12 protein-coding genes are annotated in these 16,875 nt (G+C 55.1%); 4 read left to right on the forward strand and 8 right to left on the reverse strand.

Features of this window, described 5'->3' with window-relative positions:
* Nucleotides 1-42 precede the first annotated feature (42 nt).
* From E2N92_RS09920 to E2N92_RS09950, 7 genes are all read right to left on the reverse strand, one after another.
* Nucleotides 43-4,365 carry an RHS repeat-associated core domain-containing protein gene (locus E2N92_RS09920; protein ID WP_246589172.1) on the reverse strand — a complete coding sequence of 1,441 codons (4,323 nt, stop codon included), beginning with the start codon at nt 4,363-4,365 and terminating at the stop codon, nt 43-45.
* Between the two features lie 43 nt (nt 4,366-4,408).
* Nucleotides 4,409-4,936: a hypothetical protein gene (locus tag E2N92_RS09925; protein ID WP_220681017.1), complete on the reverse strand. Its 528-nt coding sequence runs from the start codon at nt 4,934-4,936 to the stop codon at nt 4,409-4,411.
* Nucleotides 4,937-6,655: 1,719 nt separating this feature from the next.
* Entirely contained in the window at nt 6,656-7,444 is a 789-nt protein-coding gene (locus E2N92_RS09930) for a CBS domain-containing protein (RefSeq protein WP_220681018.1), read from the reverse strand.
* Nucleotides 7,441-8,280, reverse strand: coding sequence for a CBS domain-containing protein (locus E2N92_RS09935; protein ID WP_220681019.1), 840 nt, complete (start codon nt 8,278-8,280; stop codon nt 7,441-7,443). The genes E2N92_RS09930 and E2N92_RS09935 overlap by 4 nt, the downstream gene beginning before the upstream one ends.
* Nucleotides 8,281-8,285: 5 nt before the next feature.
* Complete coding sequence (locus tag E2N92_RS09940) at nt 8,286-9,227, reverse strand: CBS domain-containing protein (RefSeq protein ID WP_220681020.1); 942 nt, start codon at nt 9,225-9,227, stop codon at nt 8,286-8,288.
* A gap of 4 nt (nt 9,228-9,231) precedes the next feature.
* On the reverse strand, nt 9,232-9,990 hold the full coding sequence (locus E2N92_RS09945; protein WP_220681021.1) for a CBS domain-containing protein: 759 nt from the start codon (nt 9,988-9,990) through the stop codon (nt 9,232-9,234).
* Nucleotides 9,987-10,550: a CBS domain-containing protein gene (locus tag E2N92_RS09950; RefSeq protein WP_246589173.1), complete on the reverse strand. Its 564-nt coding sequence runs from the start codon at nt 10,548-10,550 to the stop codon at nt 9,987-9,989. Before E2N92_RS09950 ends, E2N92_RS09945 begins: the two co-directional genes overlap by 4 nt.
* A gap of 207 nt (nt 10,551-10,757) precedes the next feature.
* Here E2N92_RS09950 and E2N92_RS09955 point away from each other — a divergent pair, with 207 nt between their 5' ends.
* The 4 genes from E2N92_RS09955 to E2N92_RS09970 all read left to right on the forward strand — a co-directional run bounded on the left by E2N92_RS09955 (nt 10,758) and on the right by E2N92_RS09970 (nt 13,474).
* Nucleotides 10,758-11,399, forward strand: a complete 642-nt coding sequence (locus E2N92_RS09955) for an Era-like GTP-binding protein (protein WP_220681022.1) — start codon at nt 10,758-10,760, stop codon at nt 11,397-11,399.
* Nucleotides 11,400-11,404: 5 nt separating this feature from the next.
* Nucleotides 11,405-11,779, forward strand: a complete 375-nt coding sequence (locus E2N92_RS09960; protein ID WP_220681023.1) for a DUF2073 domain-containing protein — start codon at nt 11,405-11,407, stop codon at nt 11,777-11,779.
* A 6-nt stretch (nt 11,780-11,785) separates the two neighbouring features.
* The gene (locus E2N92_RS09965; RefSeq protein WP_220681024.1) at nt 11,786-12,178 is read left to right on the forward strand and encodes a Zn-ribbon domain-containing protein; all 393 of its coding nucleotides are present in this window, start codon (nt 11,786-11,788) and stop codon (nt 12,176-12,178) included.
* Between the two features lie 174 nt (nt 12,179-12,352).
* On the forward strand, nt 12,353-13,474 hold the full coding sequence (locus E2N92_RS09970) for a KamA family radical SAM protein (RefSeq protein ID WP_220681025.1): 1,122 nt from the start codon (nt 12,353-12,355) through the stop codon (nt 13,472-13,474).
* A 1,409-nt stretch (nt 13,475-14,883) separates the two neighbouring features.
* On the opposite strand, the gene E2N92_RS13725 is transcribed toward E2N92_RS09970, so the two are convergent.
* Nucleotides 14,884-16,860 carry a PKD domain-containing protein gene (locus tag E2N92_RS13725; protein ID WP_281425775.1) on the reverse strand — a complete coding sequence of 659 codons (1,977 nt, stop codon included), beginning with the start codon at nt 16,858-16,860 and terminating at the stop codon, nt 14,884-14,886.
* Nucleotides 16,861-16,875 lie beyond the last annotated feature (15 nt).

Below are 16,875 nucleotides of genomic sequence, written 5' to 3' on the forward strand. Positions count from 1 at the left end.
GAGTTTTTAGTCCCTCTTCATTGAATCCGTTCGATAACCCGATCACTTTCCACCGTTTGCAATGTGTTCCAGGGTGCTATCAACGCCTATTCCTAGGCCGGCATTAACGATGTTTCCAAAGCGACTTTTTTGTATTTCCTTCTGCATTTGTCTTCCGGTCAGTGCTGGGATTAAGGATTTTGGATTTCTTCCCACGTTTGGAGAAAATATTTTCTTTCCCACTCCTCCTGAAATCGCACCACCACCGGTAGAAACTGCAAGACCTTCCCAGGAGAATTCTTCCGTACTTCCTGGAACTCCTATTGAAGAAAGCTTGTTTTGTGTATAAGTATCAACACCATACTCAACTGCACCCCATGCAGCACCAACAGCAACGGGGTTTAATGATCCCGCTGCGAGTGCAGCCGCCGATCCCCCGGCAAATCCACCCGCTGTACGACCTGCTAATGTGCACCAACTAAACGTGTTTTCACCAGTTGCTGCATAGGTTCCGATCACCCCCCCTATATACCATGCATCGTTAACAGCAGCGCCGGCAACACCCGGGACCCACCAGACCACTTTTCCGCTCGGATCCGTAAACCGGACAGGATTATTGTGAACGTACGTGTACCTGTTCAGGCTCGCGGGGACTGAAGCAAACCCGGTGAACGGATCCTTTGAAATAAACCGCCCGGTTTCCGGATCATAATACCGTGCCCTGAGATAGATCAATCCGGTTTCAGGATCCATCTGTTCGCCGGTGAACAGGAAATCGTTATCCACCGGATCGGTTGTAAGATCCGGTTCGCCAAAGGCATCGTACGAATACGAATTTACGGTGGATCCACTGCTGTCACTCAGATCGCGTACGCTTACCAGCCCATCGTACTGATAATAGATCTGTCCTCCCGGAGGATCAGTCGTGGAGATCCGTTGCAGGCCATACAGGGAAAGAGATGTACCCTGTCCATCGGTTTCGGTAAGAACCTGTGGCAGGCCAGCGCTGACGTCCCATACATACTGGTTACTTTCTGTTGTATTCCCGCTGGTGACGGTTTTGCTGAGACGGTTGCCATCTCCGTCGTATGCAAAGGTAAGTGAGGTACTTCCCGGCACTGATACGCTGGCCAGTCTGCCGGCAGCATCATACCCATACGACGTTGTCCCATTGGCTTCATTCTTTTCAATACGGTTGCCGTTGTTGTCATAGGTGTAGGTGGTCCCGCCGGCACTCAGCAACCGGTCACCTGCATCGTACGTGTAGGAAATTGTCGAGCTCGCGTTACCGGCATTTGTGGCCATACTCAGGCGGTTGCCCATGGGATCGTACGTGTAGGTCACTGTTGTACCGGGGTACGTCACCGTGTGCAGGCGGTTCAGTACATCATACTCGTATGCGGTAGTCAGGGATGAGTTGTCCGGCCCGGTTTCCGTGACCTGCAGGCGGTTCCCGACGGCATCCAGCGTATACGCGTACCCGGAGACTACACTCGCTCCATCCTTATTGACCAGGTTAATCAAACGGTTGCCGTTATCATACGTGTATCCCGTCTCTCTCCCGTTGGGATACATCATGTTCACCACATTGTCGTTCGCATCGTAACCATAACTGGTCGTGTTGCCGGTCCAGTCGGTCACGCCACTCAGCCTGTCAACGTTATCATATGCGTACGAAACCGTCCTGCCATCGGGATACGTCATCCCGATCCGGTTGCCGACAGGGTCATAGCCGTATTCCACAAGCTGACCGCCGGGACCGGTAACGCCTGTCAGCCGGTTGAGCTCGTCATATGCGTAACGCGTCGTCCCGGAACTGTCAGTCATCGCCAGCCGGTTCCCGACAGCGTCATAGGTATAACGAACCGTTGTCAGGTCGTGGTACGTTATTCCGGTGAGCCGGTTTAACGAATCATACGTGAGGTGGGTTGTGTCTCCATTATTGTCCGTGGAACTGATCGTATTGCCGGCTGCATCGTAGTTGTAATTCGTGATATGTCCCAGGGGATCAGTAACGGCGGTCAGGCGGTGCACGGGATCATACGTGTATTGCGTGGTGTGGCCGTTCGCGTCGTTCATCGAAACGAGGTTATCCACGGAGTCATAGGTGTAACTCACCGTCCCGCTCAGGGGATCGGTGACTTCAGTGAGATGGTTGAGGGGATCATAGGTGTAACGTGTCGTGCTCCCCATGGCATCGGTAGAGCTGATCCGGTTCCCGACACCATCATAGCTAGAGGTCGCGCTATGGCCTAATGGATCGGTAATACTGAGAAGCCGGTCGAGTGCATCGTAACTGAACGAACTGGTCTTGCCTCTGGCATCGGTTGCACCAACCTGGCGCCCGACAAGATCATAGGAGAATGTTTCTGTATTCCCAACGGCATCGGTGATGTCAATCGGATTGCCATAGGTGTCATAGGTATGGGTGGTACCATGCCCGTTGGCATCCTGGGCATTTATCACCTGTCCGTACTGGTCATACGTAAAAGTCGTAACAGATCCCAACGCATCGGTAATCTGAACGGGATTGTTGTTTGCGTCGTAGTCGAATGTTTCCTGGCGCCCCAATGCATCCGTGCTGCTCAGGAGGTTATTCTTTGAATCGTAGGTATGGGTGGAGCTGTGACCTGATGGATCGGTAACCTGGATGATGTTCCCGTTCGCATCATAGGAGGATGTAGTGGTATGGCCATTCGCATCGGTTGCGCTGATCCTGTTTCCGTTCCCGTCATATGCGTAAGAAATGATATTGCCCAGTGCATCAGTCTCATTGAGCTCCCAGAAGAGGTCGTTATAGGTGTACAGGGTACTCCTTCCTAACGGGTCGGTTTCGGTCGTTATCCGGTTCTTTGTATCATAACTGAACGTGGTTGCCGCATCCAGAGCATTGCTCTGGCTGACAACGCGCCCATTGCCATCATACGTATTGGTCACGATCTGGATTTCTCTGGGATTTGTTATTGAGGTCAGCCAGTGGTTCTCATCGTACGTATAATCGAAATTTCCGCCATCAGGATTGGTATACCGGACCAGATTATCATCCGCATCATAGGTATACCTCAAAATCCTGCCTATGGGATCGGTGATTGAAATGATCCGTCCTGCTGCATCATAGGTGAAGGTCAGTTCTCTCCCGGAGGGATCTGTCACCTGAGTGAGATTATTGCCGGTATACGTAAGATTTATTTGATTCCCATTGGTATCCGCGATATTGATCAGCTGACCTGTCGGGGTAAAGAGATACGTTATGTGATCTTTTCGTTCAAGAGTGTAGGAACCATCTGCATTCCTGGTCAATATATCGAAGATTCCCGGGGGTGGAGAATAGGTGCCGTTGGAACTGGCATTATACACATCCGTGCGACTGTCTTCCCTGATCACCAGTATATCTTCACTGCCGTTGATTCCTGCCAGTTTCACGTTGTAATTAAATGTCCAACCGGAACCGAATGGCCCGCTCAGGGGATTCAGAGAATTGTAAGAACGGGTAATTGCCAGGGGTAGTCCACGCCCCTCAATGAAGAGATCCTGATACTGGTAAACATAATTCCCGGTTGCGAGATTTACCGGCTCAAAGGAATAAGCGACATATGGGTTGGATCCTGGAGTGCCGGAAGTGCTCATATTCAGTAAACACGACTCAGTAAGATTTTCGAATATTGGTAATATTGACGATTGATTCTGCAGGTCGGCAATATACTCTTCCCAGGCGGAGTTACCTATAACATACGTATACGTCCCGGAAGATACCGTATTACCAATCTCGAACTTGCAGAAGTAACTATACAAGCCAAAACCGTCATCATAAAGTTCAAGCGGAATAGATCGCCCACCAATAGGCAAACCATCGCCTATCAGATACTTGCCCTGAGGAGGTCCATTGGGATGACCGGCATCGATGAACCATCCACCGTTAAGTGAATAATGAGTCTCATCATACCACAGTTGACCTGTACCAGCAGCCGTAAACGCATCGTACCACGCCTGCAACTGCACAGAATTCTGATGAACAACAAAGGGATCCAGATCATACACCGCTACCAACCAATCAACAAACTCAGAATATGGCATAGAGTCACTGGTCTCCGAATACGCCGCCCACTCCACCATACTCTGACCACCCAGCCCTGAAGGACCGTACACCCAACCATCGTCAGTGAGATACGGGTTGATCCCAGAATCAACGTTAACAGCCACCATAGAGTGTTGAACAGTAAACTTGTTGTAATAACCTGGAGCCGGGACAGTATAGTAAGTGGCGCCCTTATCAGGATCATAAATAAGACTCTCGTGGTCCCAAAAGGAAACAGCAGAAACAGGAGTAATCGCCAGAAGAAGTGCTATAAGAAGCGTTGTTGCAATTGTGGCGTAGTGATCGAGCATAAGGGCCCGCGGGGCATCCTCCCCCCTGGCCCTATCTGACCCCTCAATCATCGCCCTCACACTCCTCATCGTTCTGGTCACGCAGTATTGCAATCCTACGCTGCACCTTAGGCGATGCTAGGATCTCAGATGGCGATGCACGTTGTTGCCAGGTCAGTTTTCCCGTCGCCTTCTCGGTGGCGAGTGCACAGCGCGCCGGCAGCGATACAGGGCACCCCTCCTTCCCTATAATATCGGACGGGACCCGGAAATTCAAGGTGCTACCCATAATGGGATAAGGCCTGGTAGTAAGGGATATGACCACATCAGTGGCATGTTTGAATTCATCGATCGAGTCCCCCGTTGGACGAGTCCCTCGAAGACGTATGTCGGTTGAAGGTATCGTTGTCTTCCTGAGATCGGCACTGAAAAGACGTTGGTGATTGCAACAAGGATACTCTTCACAGTTAGAAACGTGGGTTTCCTCCTGTAGATCATTATCGTAGGTCACGAACTGCCCGATCTGCGGGCAGCTTCCTGCCGCTCCCGCTGGCAGGATGGGTGGCAGTGCCGGCAACATTGCTTTTTTCATTATGTACTTCCTCCAATTTTTTGCTGATCTGGCATGCGAATCCGAACGGACTGTCCGTTCTGGCATTATGGTGCGGGATAACTGTCTGGGGGCTGATAATCGCCTCCGGTGTATGATGCCGTGGCGGACTCGTCAACAATTTGTTTTGTTATATCTCAAATTAATTTAATTTTACGATCTGTGAAGGCGTCGCCTCACGACCGTTGGTGTAAAAGTGTCGTCCGCGACATGACCGCTCATCCGGAACGGACCGCCCGACCCCCCTTTATAGCGAGCTCATCCCATAATTCACTGGACCATCATGGTGCATGCCGGGTGATCAGGCCAAAGAATGAGGACTCAGAGCGTTCATGCCCGGGAGAATCATCTTGAACGCCTCAATTCAGCGGGAGTAACCGTTCAACGGCATCGCCCATCTTGCGGAGTTCCGGATCAAATCAAAACGGCCGGTACGAGACCTCGCAGCCCGGGAACATCACTCCGGCGACGGGGTGGCGGCGCCCTCCGTTTCAAAATCAGCGTATTACCGAGTATCACTCTGAGTTCAAAGAGGTACGGAGTGTACGCATGGTTGATTTCCTTTTAACAGAATTGACGCCCTCCTCTTCATATGAGAGAAAGGTGTTTTCTCAAAGGTGCATCATCGGAAAAAACAGTTTTTTGGGCTCTGTAGAATCGGGCATGAACCTTGGGCTCAAGTATATGGGATGAAAAATTTCTCGTCGCTTCATCGCCGCCCCCCTATCCTCGTCGTGGGGGGTCCGGGGGCAGAGCCCCCGGCGCGAGACGGCAGGGAAGTTTCTGCAATTGAGGGCGGCACGTCTGATCATCACGCCTTCTCACACCATACGCGCCGGATCTCCGGGACGATTTTCATGGTAATTTTTCATGAACCCCAGGTTCAAGCATACGTGATGAAAATTTCTCGTCGCTTGATCGCTCTCTTTTCAAGACAGGAGAACCCGTGGAAACCTCACCCCATCGCCGCCCCCACCTATCTTCTGTCCGAGGGGGTCCGGGGGGCGCGGCCCCCCGGCGCGAGATGGCAGGGAAGATTCTATGATCGGGGCGGCACGTCGGATCATCACGCCTTCCCACATCTTCACGCCGGGGGCTCTGCCCCCGGAACCCCCGGGATTGCGATTGGGCCGGGAAGGCAGAAGACAGAATCATTCAGAGGGTGTATTTCTTCTCTGCGTATCGTCCTTGAGGGATCCTGAAGAGGGTAAGTCATCATCCAGACGTGGAAAGCCGATCATCGGGATCATATTTCCATGAAAACCCCATTGAAATCAGAAATAGAATTCAATGTGTAGGTTTTCATCGGTTCAGCATGGGGCTCTTGCCTCATGCATATGGGATGAAAATTTCCTGGTGGTCTCTGGTGGGTGGATTCTTGTTCCCTCTTCGGAGCATGAACCACATGGGACCGCCACTTCATTGCCGCCCCTCGGCTATCCTCGTCGTGGGGGGTCCGGGGGGTGCAGCCCCCCGGCGCGAGATGACAGGAAAGATTCTGCAATTGGGGGCGGCACACCTGATCATTCCACCATGCCTTCCCAAACCTCGGTGCCGGGGCGCCGTCCCCGAAACCCCGGGATGAAGATTGAGGCGGGAAGGCGGAAGAGAGTTCTGTCAGCCAGGTTGCTCTCCTGTGCCGACCTTTCGTTCTTGATGCCTCATAAAGTTACGAAAAAAAAGGGTACAATTATTGTTTTCTCAGAGCGCCCGGATCAGCGACGAACGAGTGACGACGCCGGCGACCCGGTTGTTCCCGTCGGAGATGACCACCGAACTGATCTTCTTCTTGAGCATCAGGTCGATGATCGCAGAGAGCGACTGCTCTGAGCCGACCGAGATGAGGGGTGCGGACATGATGTCGCGGACCAGGAGGTTCCGGATCCGGTGGTCCTGATATTTCCCCTCGACGAGCTGACGGAAAGCCTGCATCGACCTGGCCACATCGGTCTCGGTGACGATCCCGATCGGGTCGCCGTTCTCGTCGGAGACGATGAACCTGGAGAGTCCCTCGTCCACCATCCGGCGGCGGAGATGGACGACCCGCTCCTCGGCGTTGATGGAGAAGACCGGTTCGGTCACCTCCTTGAGAGAAGTCGAGGGCTGGAGAACCCGCAGGAGATCGCCGTAACTCACCTGGCCGATGAGTTTGTGGTCGCTATCGAAGACCACCACGATCTTTGCGTGCTGCAGGAGGGCGGGGAGGACTTCGATGCCCTGGTCCGGGTAGGCGGCAGTGTACTCGACTGAAACGGTGTTTGCGACGTGGATCTTGGTGGGTGAAATGTCGGAGTTCCGTTTCTTCCCGAGTTTGTCGGCGATCGCCTCCCGTGAGATGATGCCGATCACCGACCCGTTGTCGGTGACGATGAGGGGGTCGACATTCTCGTCCAGCATCTTTTCGAGAGCATCGGTGATGGGTGCGGACTTGGCGATGGTGACTGGTTTGGTCATCACGTCCTTGATGTAGATGTACATGTCTTCGCTCATTTTGCCACTTCCTGTAAGATATTGTCCCGTTTCACGATACCGAGGATTTCGTTTCCTCGAGTAATGACCACGCTGTTGATGCGGTGGTCGACCATCATTTGCACCGCCTCGGCGGCGGTGGTCTCGGGGGGAGCGGTCAGGACCGGGTGGGTCATGAAGTCCTCCGCGATTGCCGAGACTTCAGCTACATACCTGAATGCCTTTCTTCCACCAGATGCTTCTTTCCTCAGCATTTTTATATCTTTTTCGGGTATGCCCCCGGACTCGTTCGCGTATTCGAAGAATGCGAGGTTGGTTTCGGTGATGATACCCGCGAGGGTTCCGTTGTTGTTGATAACAACCAGTTTTTCATCCCGCTCTGAGAGGAGGTCGATGATGTGGTCGAGGGAGTGATAACGGTTCACGATCACGGCCTCCTCCATCAGACCGGTGACCGGCACGCTGAGGGTGCCCGCCGCCTCCGACCTGAGGACATCTGCCTTGGTAACGATACCGAGGAGTTCTCCCTCTTTGACCACCGGCAGGCCGCTGACCATCCGGTCGATCATGATGGCGGCGACGTCCCGGATCCCGGTCTCCGGCCCGATGGTCATGGGCTCGTGGGTCATCAGAATGGAGACCGGGATGCGGTCGATCGGCCTTCTCCGCCAGACCGGTTCGGTCTGACGGAGGCGATGGCCAAGATCCTTTTTGGTGATGATCCCCACGATGTGGTCCCCTTCCATGACCGGAAGGCGAGAGATCTTGTGTTTGATCATCAGGTTTCTCGCATACGCGGCCGTGTCATCTGGCGCGACCACTCTGACCGGTGATGACATCACCTCCTCCGCCTTCATCTCATTCACTCCTGGGAAAACGCTTTTACCAGATCAAATTCGGTAATCAGGCCGATCAGTTTCCCGTCTTCGATGACCGGGAGTGCACCGACCTTTTTCTGCAGCATCTTCAGTGCCGCATCATTGATGTTGGTCTCAGGGACCGTGGTGTACAGGTCGCCTGAGACGAGCGTGCGAACCGGCAGGGCCATCACTTCACCCACGTCGCCGGTGGAGAGTCTGTTGAAAATCTCGCCGTTCCCGAGATATTTCATGATGTCCGATGCCGTAACAATCCCGAAAAGGACGTCGTCGGAGACGATGGGAAGACGCCTGAACCCGTGTGCGATCATCTCCCTGGTGACGGTACCGATGGGTGTGTCGGGACCGGTGACCCGCAGGCCGGCGCTCATCACCTCTTCGACCACGACGTCGGTCTCCTCGGTGGCGAGTGCCTTCATGACATCGCGCTCGGTGACGATCCCGACGACAACCTCCTCGTCGTTCACGATCGGCAGACCACCGATCTTCTGAGTGACGATCGTCTCGGTGACCTCGGCGACCGAGGCCGAGTCCGGGATGGTCCTGACCCGCTGGGTCATGATCGACCGGACGCTCTCGTTGATCGCGGCGATGAGGTTACCGTGGTGTTTGACCCGCACGAGGTTGTAGTGGTCTCCTCCGCCGAGGAGGTCGATGATGTCCCGTGCGGTGACGATCCCGCGCAGACGGTGGGTTCCGGCGTCGGTGATCGGAAGCCTGCGGAACCCGTAACTTGTCATCATCTCGACGGCATCGATGATGCGGGTGGTTGGTGGGGCCGAGATCACATCTCTGGTCGCGACGCCCATCACTTCTCCATCGGTCTCAAAGACGCGAGACTTGAAATCGATCGGGCCGCGGTCCAGTTTTCCGGGCATTTTCAAGAGTTTGTCGCCCTGCTTTGTGTTCTGCCAGTTCTGGTGCATAGCATCATTCCTTCACGTTGAGCCCTTTCAATACGCCATGCCTGTCGATCATCCCGACAAGGTTTTTGCCGTCCATGACCGGCATCTGCGATAGATCGTGCTCGACCATGCGCTCTGCTGCTGCTCTGATCTGCTCTGCAATGTCGATCGTGATGGGCGGCGTCACCATGACGCTCTCGACCGGCACCTTCCCCCCCCGTTCAAGGCTTTTTCGTACCCTGCCGTTATTTAAGATGTCCCTCCTCGAGATGATCCCGGTGAGGGTATTGTTCTTCATCACTGCGAAGGCGGTGATGTTTCTGTCGAGCATCTGTGCATAGACCCTGCCGACGGTTTCCGAGGCCTCGCAGACCGGCGGGGGTCGGAGCATATAGTCTCCGATCTCGCCGCGGAGGTTCTCACGCGTGCAGAGAACCGGAAAGATCTCTGAGAGCATCACACTTCCCAGCACGTTCCGATCATCGTCTACGACGGTGGCAGTGTCGGTCCCGTTCTCCCGGATCGCCTGGGCGACCCGGATGAGAGGCAGGTCGGATGGGACCGTGGTCCCTTCGCGGACAAAACCCTCGATGAGCACATCGGACTTTGTCTCGGTGATCTTCAGCACATCGGTGATGTCGATATACCCGACATAACGCCCTCTGGCATTGGTGATCGGGATCTCACGGAAGATATCGTCGCGCAGCACCTGGCGTGCCCTGGTCATGGGGTCGCCTGTGGTGAGGACCGGGGTCTTCACCATCATATCTTCAGCCACCTTCATCTCAAGCGCTCCTCCTCCCGACAGTCTTCACACAGCAGCATTGAGTCCACCTGTATAAGGTTGTCGCTCATTTGCCCGCACCGGTCGCAGACGCCCATGGCAAAGTTCTCGTCGCGGTTGATGACGATCAGGTCGGACATCACCTCGTTGAGTTCGTTTGCAACGGAAAGCAGGTCCCTGACCGTGACGATCCCGGTCACTTTCCCGTCTTCGACCACCGGCAGTCTTCTCACCCGGTGCTGAATCATCATCTGTGCAGCTTCCCCAACCGTTTGTCTGGTCTCGATAGTGATCAGAGGCGTGCTCATGATCTCCTTGACATACACTGAACTGGGTTTGAGATCCTTTGCGACGACCTTGCAGTTGATGTCCTGCTCGGTGACGATTCCGGTGGGAATGTTCCCTGAAAGAACGATGCAACTCCCGACCTCATCACGGCACATGTGGGCTGCGGCTTTTGCGACCGTTGCCTCAGCCTCGATGGTGGTGGGGTTGACCCTCATTATTTCCTTCAGTGGAACTCTTGTTTCAAGGTACATCGTGTCTCGTCCATTTGACATGAGTTCACCCCGAGGGTCGCTGTTCTCTGGATAATTCCAGACAAAACACTACTATGAGATTCCCCTATAAAAGAATACTGGAGGATATTTCGGAAATCGTGTTCGTATGCTCCTCGGTGATATCTTCGCCAATATAGGGTATTATTTATACCGAGGTGAGCAATCTTCTAATGAATAGATGGTAATTTTTGTATAGGGGATGGAGTAATGAATTTTCTGTTTCGGGCAAAAGCGAAGGCATCTAAATTCTTCCGGACGTTCTTCGGAAAGAAACACTCACGGATCGGGATTTATGGCCCTCCCAACGCAGGGAAGACCACGCTTGCCAATAGAATCGTGAGAGACTGGAGCGGCGACGCGGTCGGGCCGGTGAGCGAGATACCCCACGAGACCCGGCGGGCCCGTCGCAAAGAGGACATCACGATCACCGGGACGAACGGGAGTTCAATCTCAATCGATATCGTCGATACCCCCGGCGTGACGACCAAGATCGACTATCATGAGTTCCTGGAGTATGGCCTGGAGAAGGACGAGGCGGTCAGGCGGGCCAGGGAAGCGACCGAAGGTGTCGCTGAGGCGATGCACTGGCTCCGCGGCGATCTCGACGGCGTCATCTATATGCTCGACTCCACGCAGGATCCCTTCATGCAGGTGAACATCATGATGATCGGGATCGTCGAGAGCAGGAAACTCCCGGTCGTGATCGTCGCCAACAAGATCGATCTCCCGGACGCTGCGCCGCAACGGATCAGGTCCGCCTTCCCCCAGCACCCGGTGGTGCAGATCTCAGGGATGGAGGGGAAGAATGTCGAATCGCTCTATGAAACGATGACTCAGGTCTTCGGGTGATTCAGATGATCCAGGGAGTCCAGATCGATTTTGTCTCTGCGGATAGAATGGAGAGATTGGGGGTGATGGAGAAGATCAGGCTGATCCTCGACAATGTCAGGGCCGGCCGGATCGTCGTGCTCGAGCGCGGGCTTGCCCCTGAGGAGCAGAGCAAGCTTATCGAAGTGACGATGATGGAGATCAGTCCCGGTGGTTTTGCAGGGATAGAAATCGAGACCTATCCGGCGAAGGATGGGGGCGAAGGGTTCGGAGGCTTTTTATCCAGGTTTGTAGGGAGGAAACCTGAAGAGTCCAGGCTCACGGTGATCGGGCCGGCAAACCAGCTCAAAACCTTGAAAAAGGACGAGGGCCTGATCAGTGCATGGGTCTCCTCACGGTGAGGTGAAATGCCACATAAGTGTACCAGGTGCGGACGGGAATTTGAAGACGGTTCGACCGAGATCCTGAAGGGCTGTCCCAGTTGTGGAGGCAAGAAGTTCCTCTATGTCAGGGATGAGCGACGGCACGATGATGTGCTGGAGGAGAAGTCGGTCGAAGAGATCGCCGAAGAAACCGGTGAAGAGGCGCTTGAGGTCAGGGACGAGGCGCCCGGGCCGGTAGACTGTTATGAGCGCGTCGAGTCGATCCGTATCGTCGGCCCTGGGTCTTATGAACTGAATATCGAGAAACTCGCCCAGAGCGATGATATGGTGGTCGGTCTGGGGAATGAAGGGAAGTACATGGTCGATATCCTCTCTATGGGTCGAGAGCGTCGGAAACGACGTTTTTGGAAGGACTAACCATCTTTCCGATTGTCTATATCTTTTTATATCATCGGGGGTATAGGATCTTGTGCTATACCCGGACGGCATGAGTATGGGGGTGCTCTATGCTGTCCGAGCCCGGTTTTTTGAGTGAAATGTACCTTTCCTGGCTGGTCCAGGACAGATCCGGGTAAACGGAGGTGAATGGAGATGAAACCACGATACCTGACACGAGTTGACCAGATCGATGCCCTGAATGTTGAAGAAAAGACCCGCCTCAAGAAGGTCGAAGATACGTTTGCCTTCCGCTCAAACGAATATTATCTCTCTCTCATCGACTGGGATGACCCGGTGGATCCGATCCGGAGGATCGCGGTTCCCGACCCGATGGAGCTGGATGATCGGGGCGTCCTCGACCCTTCGCAGGAGAAGAATTACACGGTGGCCAGGGGACTCCAGCATAAGTACCGGGAGACAGCCCTGCTCCTGGTCTCGGATGTCTGTGGGTCGTTCTGTCGATTTTGCTTCAGAAAACGGTTGTTCATCGAGAGGGGCGCCGAGGTGACGCGGGACGTGACCGAGGAACTTGCCTATATCAGGGACCATCCTGAGGTCACGAACGTCCTCCTGACCGGAGGAGACCCGCTGATCATGTCCACGTCGAAGCTCGAACCGATCGTGCGCGCGGTGCGGGCGATCGAGCATGTGAAGATCATCAGAATCGGGTCCAAGATGCCGGCCTTCAATCCGTTCAGGATCACGGAGGACCCTGCGTTGCTGGAGATGATCCGGCGTTACTCGACACCGGAGAAGCGGATTTATATCATGGCCCAGTTCAACCACCCGCGTGAGCTCACCACCCAGGCGGTGGAAGCGCTCTCTCTTCTGATGGAGGCCGGGGCGGTGGTGGTGAACCAGACGCCTCTGTTGCGCGGGGTCAACGACGACCCGGAGGTGCTCGCGAAATTGTTCAAAAAACTTTCGTTCATCGGGGTGCCGCCGTACTATGTCTTCCAGTGCCGTCCGACGCGAGGGAACGGGATGTTTCAGGTCCCGATCGAGGAGACCTATGAGATCTTTGAGGAAGCAAAGGCACAGGTCTCGGGGCTTGCAAAGCGGGCGAAGCTGGTGATGTCCCATATGAGCGGGAAGATCGAGATTGCGGGTCTGACCGACGAGTGTGTGTATTTCAAGTATCATCAGGCGGCCGACCCGGCAAATATCGGGCGGTTCATGGCGTTCAAGCGCAATCCGGCCGCACTCTGGTTCGATGACTACACCGAACCGGTGAAGGAGCGTGTCGATCTGCCGGGACTGACCTGTCCGATCTGATCGTTCTCTTTTTTGGGCTTTGTAGAATTGGGCATGAGGCGTCCTTTCGCCTCAAGAGCGATTACCATGAGCATATCCCAAATGTATCCGGGGCTCGATCGATCGAGAGATCGAGACTCTTCTCAGCCATTATTCCTCTGCCTTCCTCGCTTCAATCACAATCCCGGGGATTCCTGGGGCGCTGCCCCCATTGTGATGAATGGAGGAAGGCATGATGATCGATCTGCCGCCCACAGAGAGATAAAGAGTGTTTCCTTGCTCTCTCGCGCCGGGGGGAGACCCGCCGGGTCCCCCCACGACGAAGATAGGGACGGGGCGGCAGCAATCTCTTGAACGAAGCCGTACTTCAGAAAAATCTTCAGGTCACATAGCAAGGCCGGAGAGTTTTGGAATGACCTCTGAGCATATCCCGAAAGTATTCTGGTCTCGATCAATCCTCAGGATCAAGAGTCTTCCCGGCCATTTCTCTTCCTTCGCCGCTTCAATCGCCATCCTGGGGGTTTCGGTGCCGGCGATCCCGGCGTGATTGATGGAGGAAGGCAGACCGATCTGACGTGCCGCCCGCAGAGAGAATAAATGATTTTTTCGGCTTTGTAGAATCGGGCATGAACCCTGGGCTCAAGCATACGGGATGAACATTTCTCGTCGTTTGCTCTCTCTCTCTATTCAAGACAGGAGAATCTGGGGGGATCGTGTTCCATCGCCGCCCCCCGGCTATCTTCGTCGTGGGGGGTCCGGGGGGTTTCCCCCCGGCGCGAGATGGCAGGGAAATCTCGTCGATGGGGGCGGCCGATCCATCAGAAGAATATTCTATCCTCTGCGTATCGGCTTCAACGGGATATGGCAAGTTCAAACTCTCATGAAAACCTGAAGAGAGGATCGTCAGGATTATTTTCATGGTAAATCATCTTGATGGTTCTCTTCGACGGGGAGCGTGCCGCCCCCCGAACCCCCCGCGCGAGCGATAGGCGGGGGACTGCAACCCCCCTTTCATATTCATTGCTCCGCCTTCCACCCCAATCTTCATCCCGGGGATCCGGGGGCAGGGCCCCAGGCGCGTATGGTATGGGAAGGCATGATGATCCGACATGCCGCTCTCATTGTAGAACTTCCACTGTCGTCTCGCACCGGGGGGTTGCACCCGTCGGACCCCTACGACGAAGATAGCGGAGGGGCGGCACGATGTTCGACTTCGATTCACCCCTCGAACGGAAGGATGAGGGTCAAGAATTGATCAAATTTGGTATGAAATTTTCATCGCGTATGCTTGAACTGGGGGTTATGGTGAATTACCATGAAAAACTTTTCATGTGGTATGCTTGAGGCGTCCTCTCACCTCATGTCCAATTCTACAAGCCCAGAAAAAAAAGCACTTCGGTTCGAAGGGATGTTCAAGCCCCCGGAGAGAATCAGCGGAGGGAGTAATGGCTGACCGATCCGGTGAACCAGATGCTGTTGGATGGGTTGTTCAGATTCATTCTGCCGTCCTGTGCCGGCACCAGGTTGTAGAGGACAATCTCCTGGCTGTCTGTTCCATAGACAATGGATCTGTCATCCACTCTGAGATCTGTCCACTTTTGTTTTGACGGGACGTTCAGTGTCAGGGTCGAGGTGAGGGAGTCATGGCTCCTGATATAGATCCCTCTGATATTTCCTCTTTGTTTCTCGTCTCCGTTGATGTACAGCGTCACATCGTCGTAGTCGAATTGTGAGATCATCGGACCGTTGATATCGATGTGGCCATAACCATTCTCTCTGATTTCAAGTCGCACCATGTCGCCGATCTCGAGATCGTAGTGTTCATTCTGAATGTTCACAGAGGAGTCGGCCCCTGTTACTCTGAATTCCAGGTACGTACCCGGGATGAGATGGCCGGCTTTGCCGTTTGCCGTGTTGAGCCTGACCTCGTATCCCGTCGGAGGGGATGTGACGGTGATATAGTCTGTCTTGGCTGTCGTGTGTGAGCCGAAGAGGTTGGTGGCGGTGAGGCTGACCGTGTAGGTGCCCGGTGCGTCGTAGGTGTGTGCCGGGTTTTGCTCGGTCGAGGTCTCACCATCGCCGAAGTCCCAGGACCATGCGGTCGGGTCGCCGACGGAGCGGTCGGTGAACCGGACGGTGAGGGGTACCTCTCCTGATGTCTGATCGGCGGTGAAGTTGGTCTCGATCGCGGGTGGGCCCTGGCAGAAGGATTCGACGGGCCGTCTTTCAAAGGCGGAGGAGGACCACTCCAGGTGGAAGACGGCCTCCCCTTCGTTCTCGAACATGGTTGCCCGGATCGGGTGGGGCCCTGCAGTGAGATGGACCGATGTTGTCTTCTCCTGTACCTTGTGGTAGCCCCAGTTGTCGATCAGGGGTTCGTTGCTCTCTGCGACTGCATCCACCCAGAGTTTCGAACCGTCGTCAGAGGACAGGTAGAACGTATATGTGTCGTCTGCCGGCACGACGAGGTATCCCTCGTAGATCACACTGAACTGGTCTTGTTTCCCGAGCGTTGACTGGGGCCAGTCATATTCGTCGGTCTCGGCCCGGATCCAGGGTGTCGTGTTGGCTTTCCGGTCTGCAAACCAGATCCTCCGGTCGAGTCTCTGGACTGACGTGCCGGTAAAGTCTCTGGTCGGGTAATAGGTTCCTGTGATGCCCGGGGAGGAACACCGGTAGACCATGATGTATCCGGTCCTGGTGAGATCGTCGGAGCCGCCGGAATTGGCTATGGTGAGGCTGACGGTGTAGATCCCCGGCTCAGTATAGGTATGGAGGGGGTGCCGCTCGGTCGAGTGCGTGCCGTCGCCGAAGTCCCAGGACCATGCAGTCGGGCCGCCGACGGAACGGTCGGTGAACCGGACGGTGAGGGGTGCGGTGCCTGTCGTCGGCTCGGCGGTGAAGTCTGCCGTGAGGGGCTCCGGGGTGGGTTCGGTCGTCGGTATGGTCGTCGGGTCGGCGGTCGGTGTCACCGTCGGTTCGATCGCCGTGCCGTTCCCGAGGTCGTGGAGAAGCCAATCGGTGCCGGTGCCCTCCACACCTTCGGCGACGATCCGGATGTCGGGACTCTCGGTTGCCGGTACGTCGCGGAGGACGAGGGTCTGTCCGGTCGCCCATGACGTCCAGTCGTGCTCCTCGACGCCTGAGGCGTTGATGAGGACGGCGTCGCCCGTCCGGTCAACACCGTTGATGAGGATCAGAAAATGGCCGCGTTCGAGAGGGTCGCCGCCGTCGTGGTAGACGGAGACGGTCTCGTCCTCGGTCTCGATGTGGGCGAGCATCGCGGGGGGCAGATCGCCTGGAGGGTGGGAGAGGATGGCGACGCCGACGACCGCCGCCGCGGTTACGAAGATGGCGATGAGGGCCATGACGGCGACGAGTTCGCTGGCGGCGGTGTCGGTCTGCATCGTTCTGTCCTTATT

It is taken from the genome of Methanofollis formosanus, assembly GCF_019633745.1.
GTDB classification, from domain to species: Archaea; Halobacteriota; Methanomicrobia; order Methanomicrobiales; family Methanofollaceae; genus Methanofollis; species Methanofollis formosanus.

Bases quoted from the DNA above. Each gene is read 5' to 3' on its own strand.
- E2N92_RS09930 (WP_220681018.1), bottom strand. From the start codon at position 7,444: ATGAGCGAAGACATGTACATCTACATCAAGGACGTGATGACCAAACCA.
- E2N92_RS09945 (WP_220681021.1), bottom strand. From the start codon at position 9,990: ATGAAGGTGGCTGAAGATATGATGGTGAAGACCCCGGTCCTCACCACA.
- E2N92_RS09960 (WP_220681023.1), top strand. From the start codon at position 11,405: ATGATCCAGGGAGTCCAGATCGATTTTGTCTCTGCGGATAGAATGGAG.
- E2N92_RS09955 (WP_220681022.1), top strand. From the start codon at position 10,758: ATGAATTTTCTGTTTCGGGCAAAAGCGAAGGCATCTAAATTCTTCCGG.
- E2N92_RS09920 (WP_246589172.1), bottom strand. From the start codon at position 4,365: ATGCTCGATCACTACGCCACAATTGCAACAACGCTTCTTATAGCACTT.
- E2N92_RS09925 (WP_220681017.1), bottom strand. From the start codon at position 4,936: ATGAAAAAAGCAATGTTGCCGGCACTGCCACCCATCCTGCCAGCGGGA.
- E2N92_RS09940 (WP_220681020.1), bottom strand. From the start codon at position 9,227: ATGCACCAGAACTGGCAGAACACAAAGCAGGGCGACAAACTCTTGAAA.
- E2N92_RS09950 (WP_246589173.1), bottom strand. From the start codon at position 10,550: ATGTCAAATGGACGAGACACGATGTACCTTGAAACAAGAGTTCCACTG.
- E2N92_RS13725 (WP_281425775.1), bottom strand. From the start codon at position 16,860: ATGCAGACCGACACCGCCGCCAGCGAACTCGTCGCCGTCATGGCCCTC.
- E2N92_RS09965 (WP_220681024.1), top strand. From the start codon at position 11,786: ATGCCACATAAGTGTACCAGGTGCGGACGGGAATTTGAAGACGGTTCG.
- E2N92_RS09970 (WP_220681025.1), top strand. From the start codon at position 12,353: ATGAAACCACGATACCTGACACGAGTTGACCAGATCGATGCCCTGAAT.
- E2N92_RS09935 (WP_220681019.1), bottom strand. From the start codon at position 8,280: ATGAAGGCGGAGGAGGTGATGTCATCACCGGTCAGAGTGGTCGCGCCA.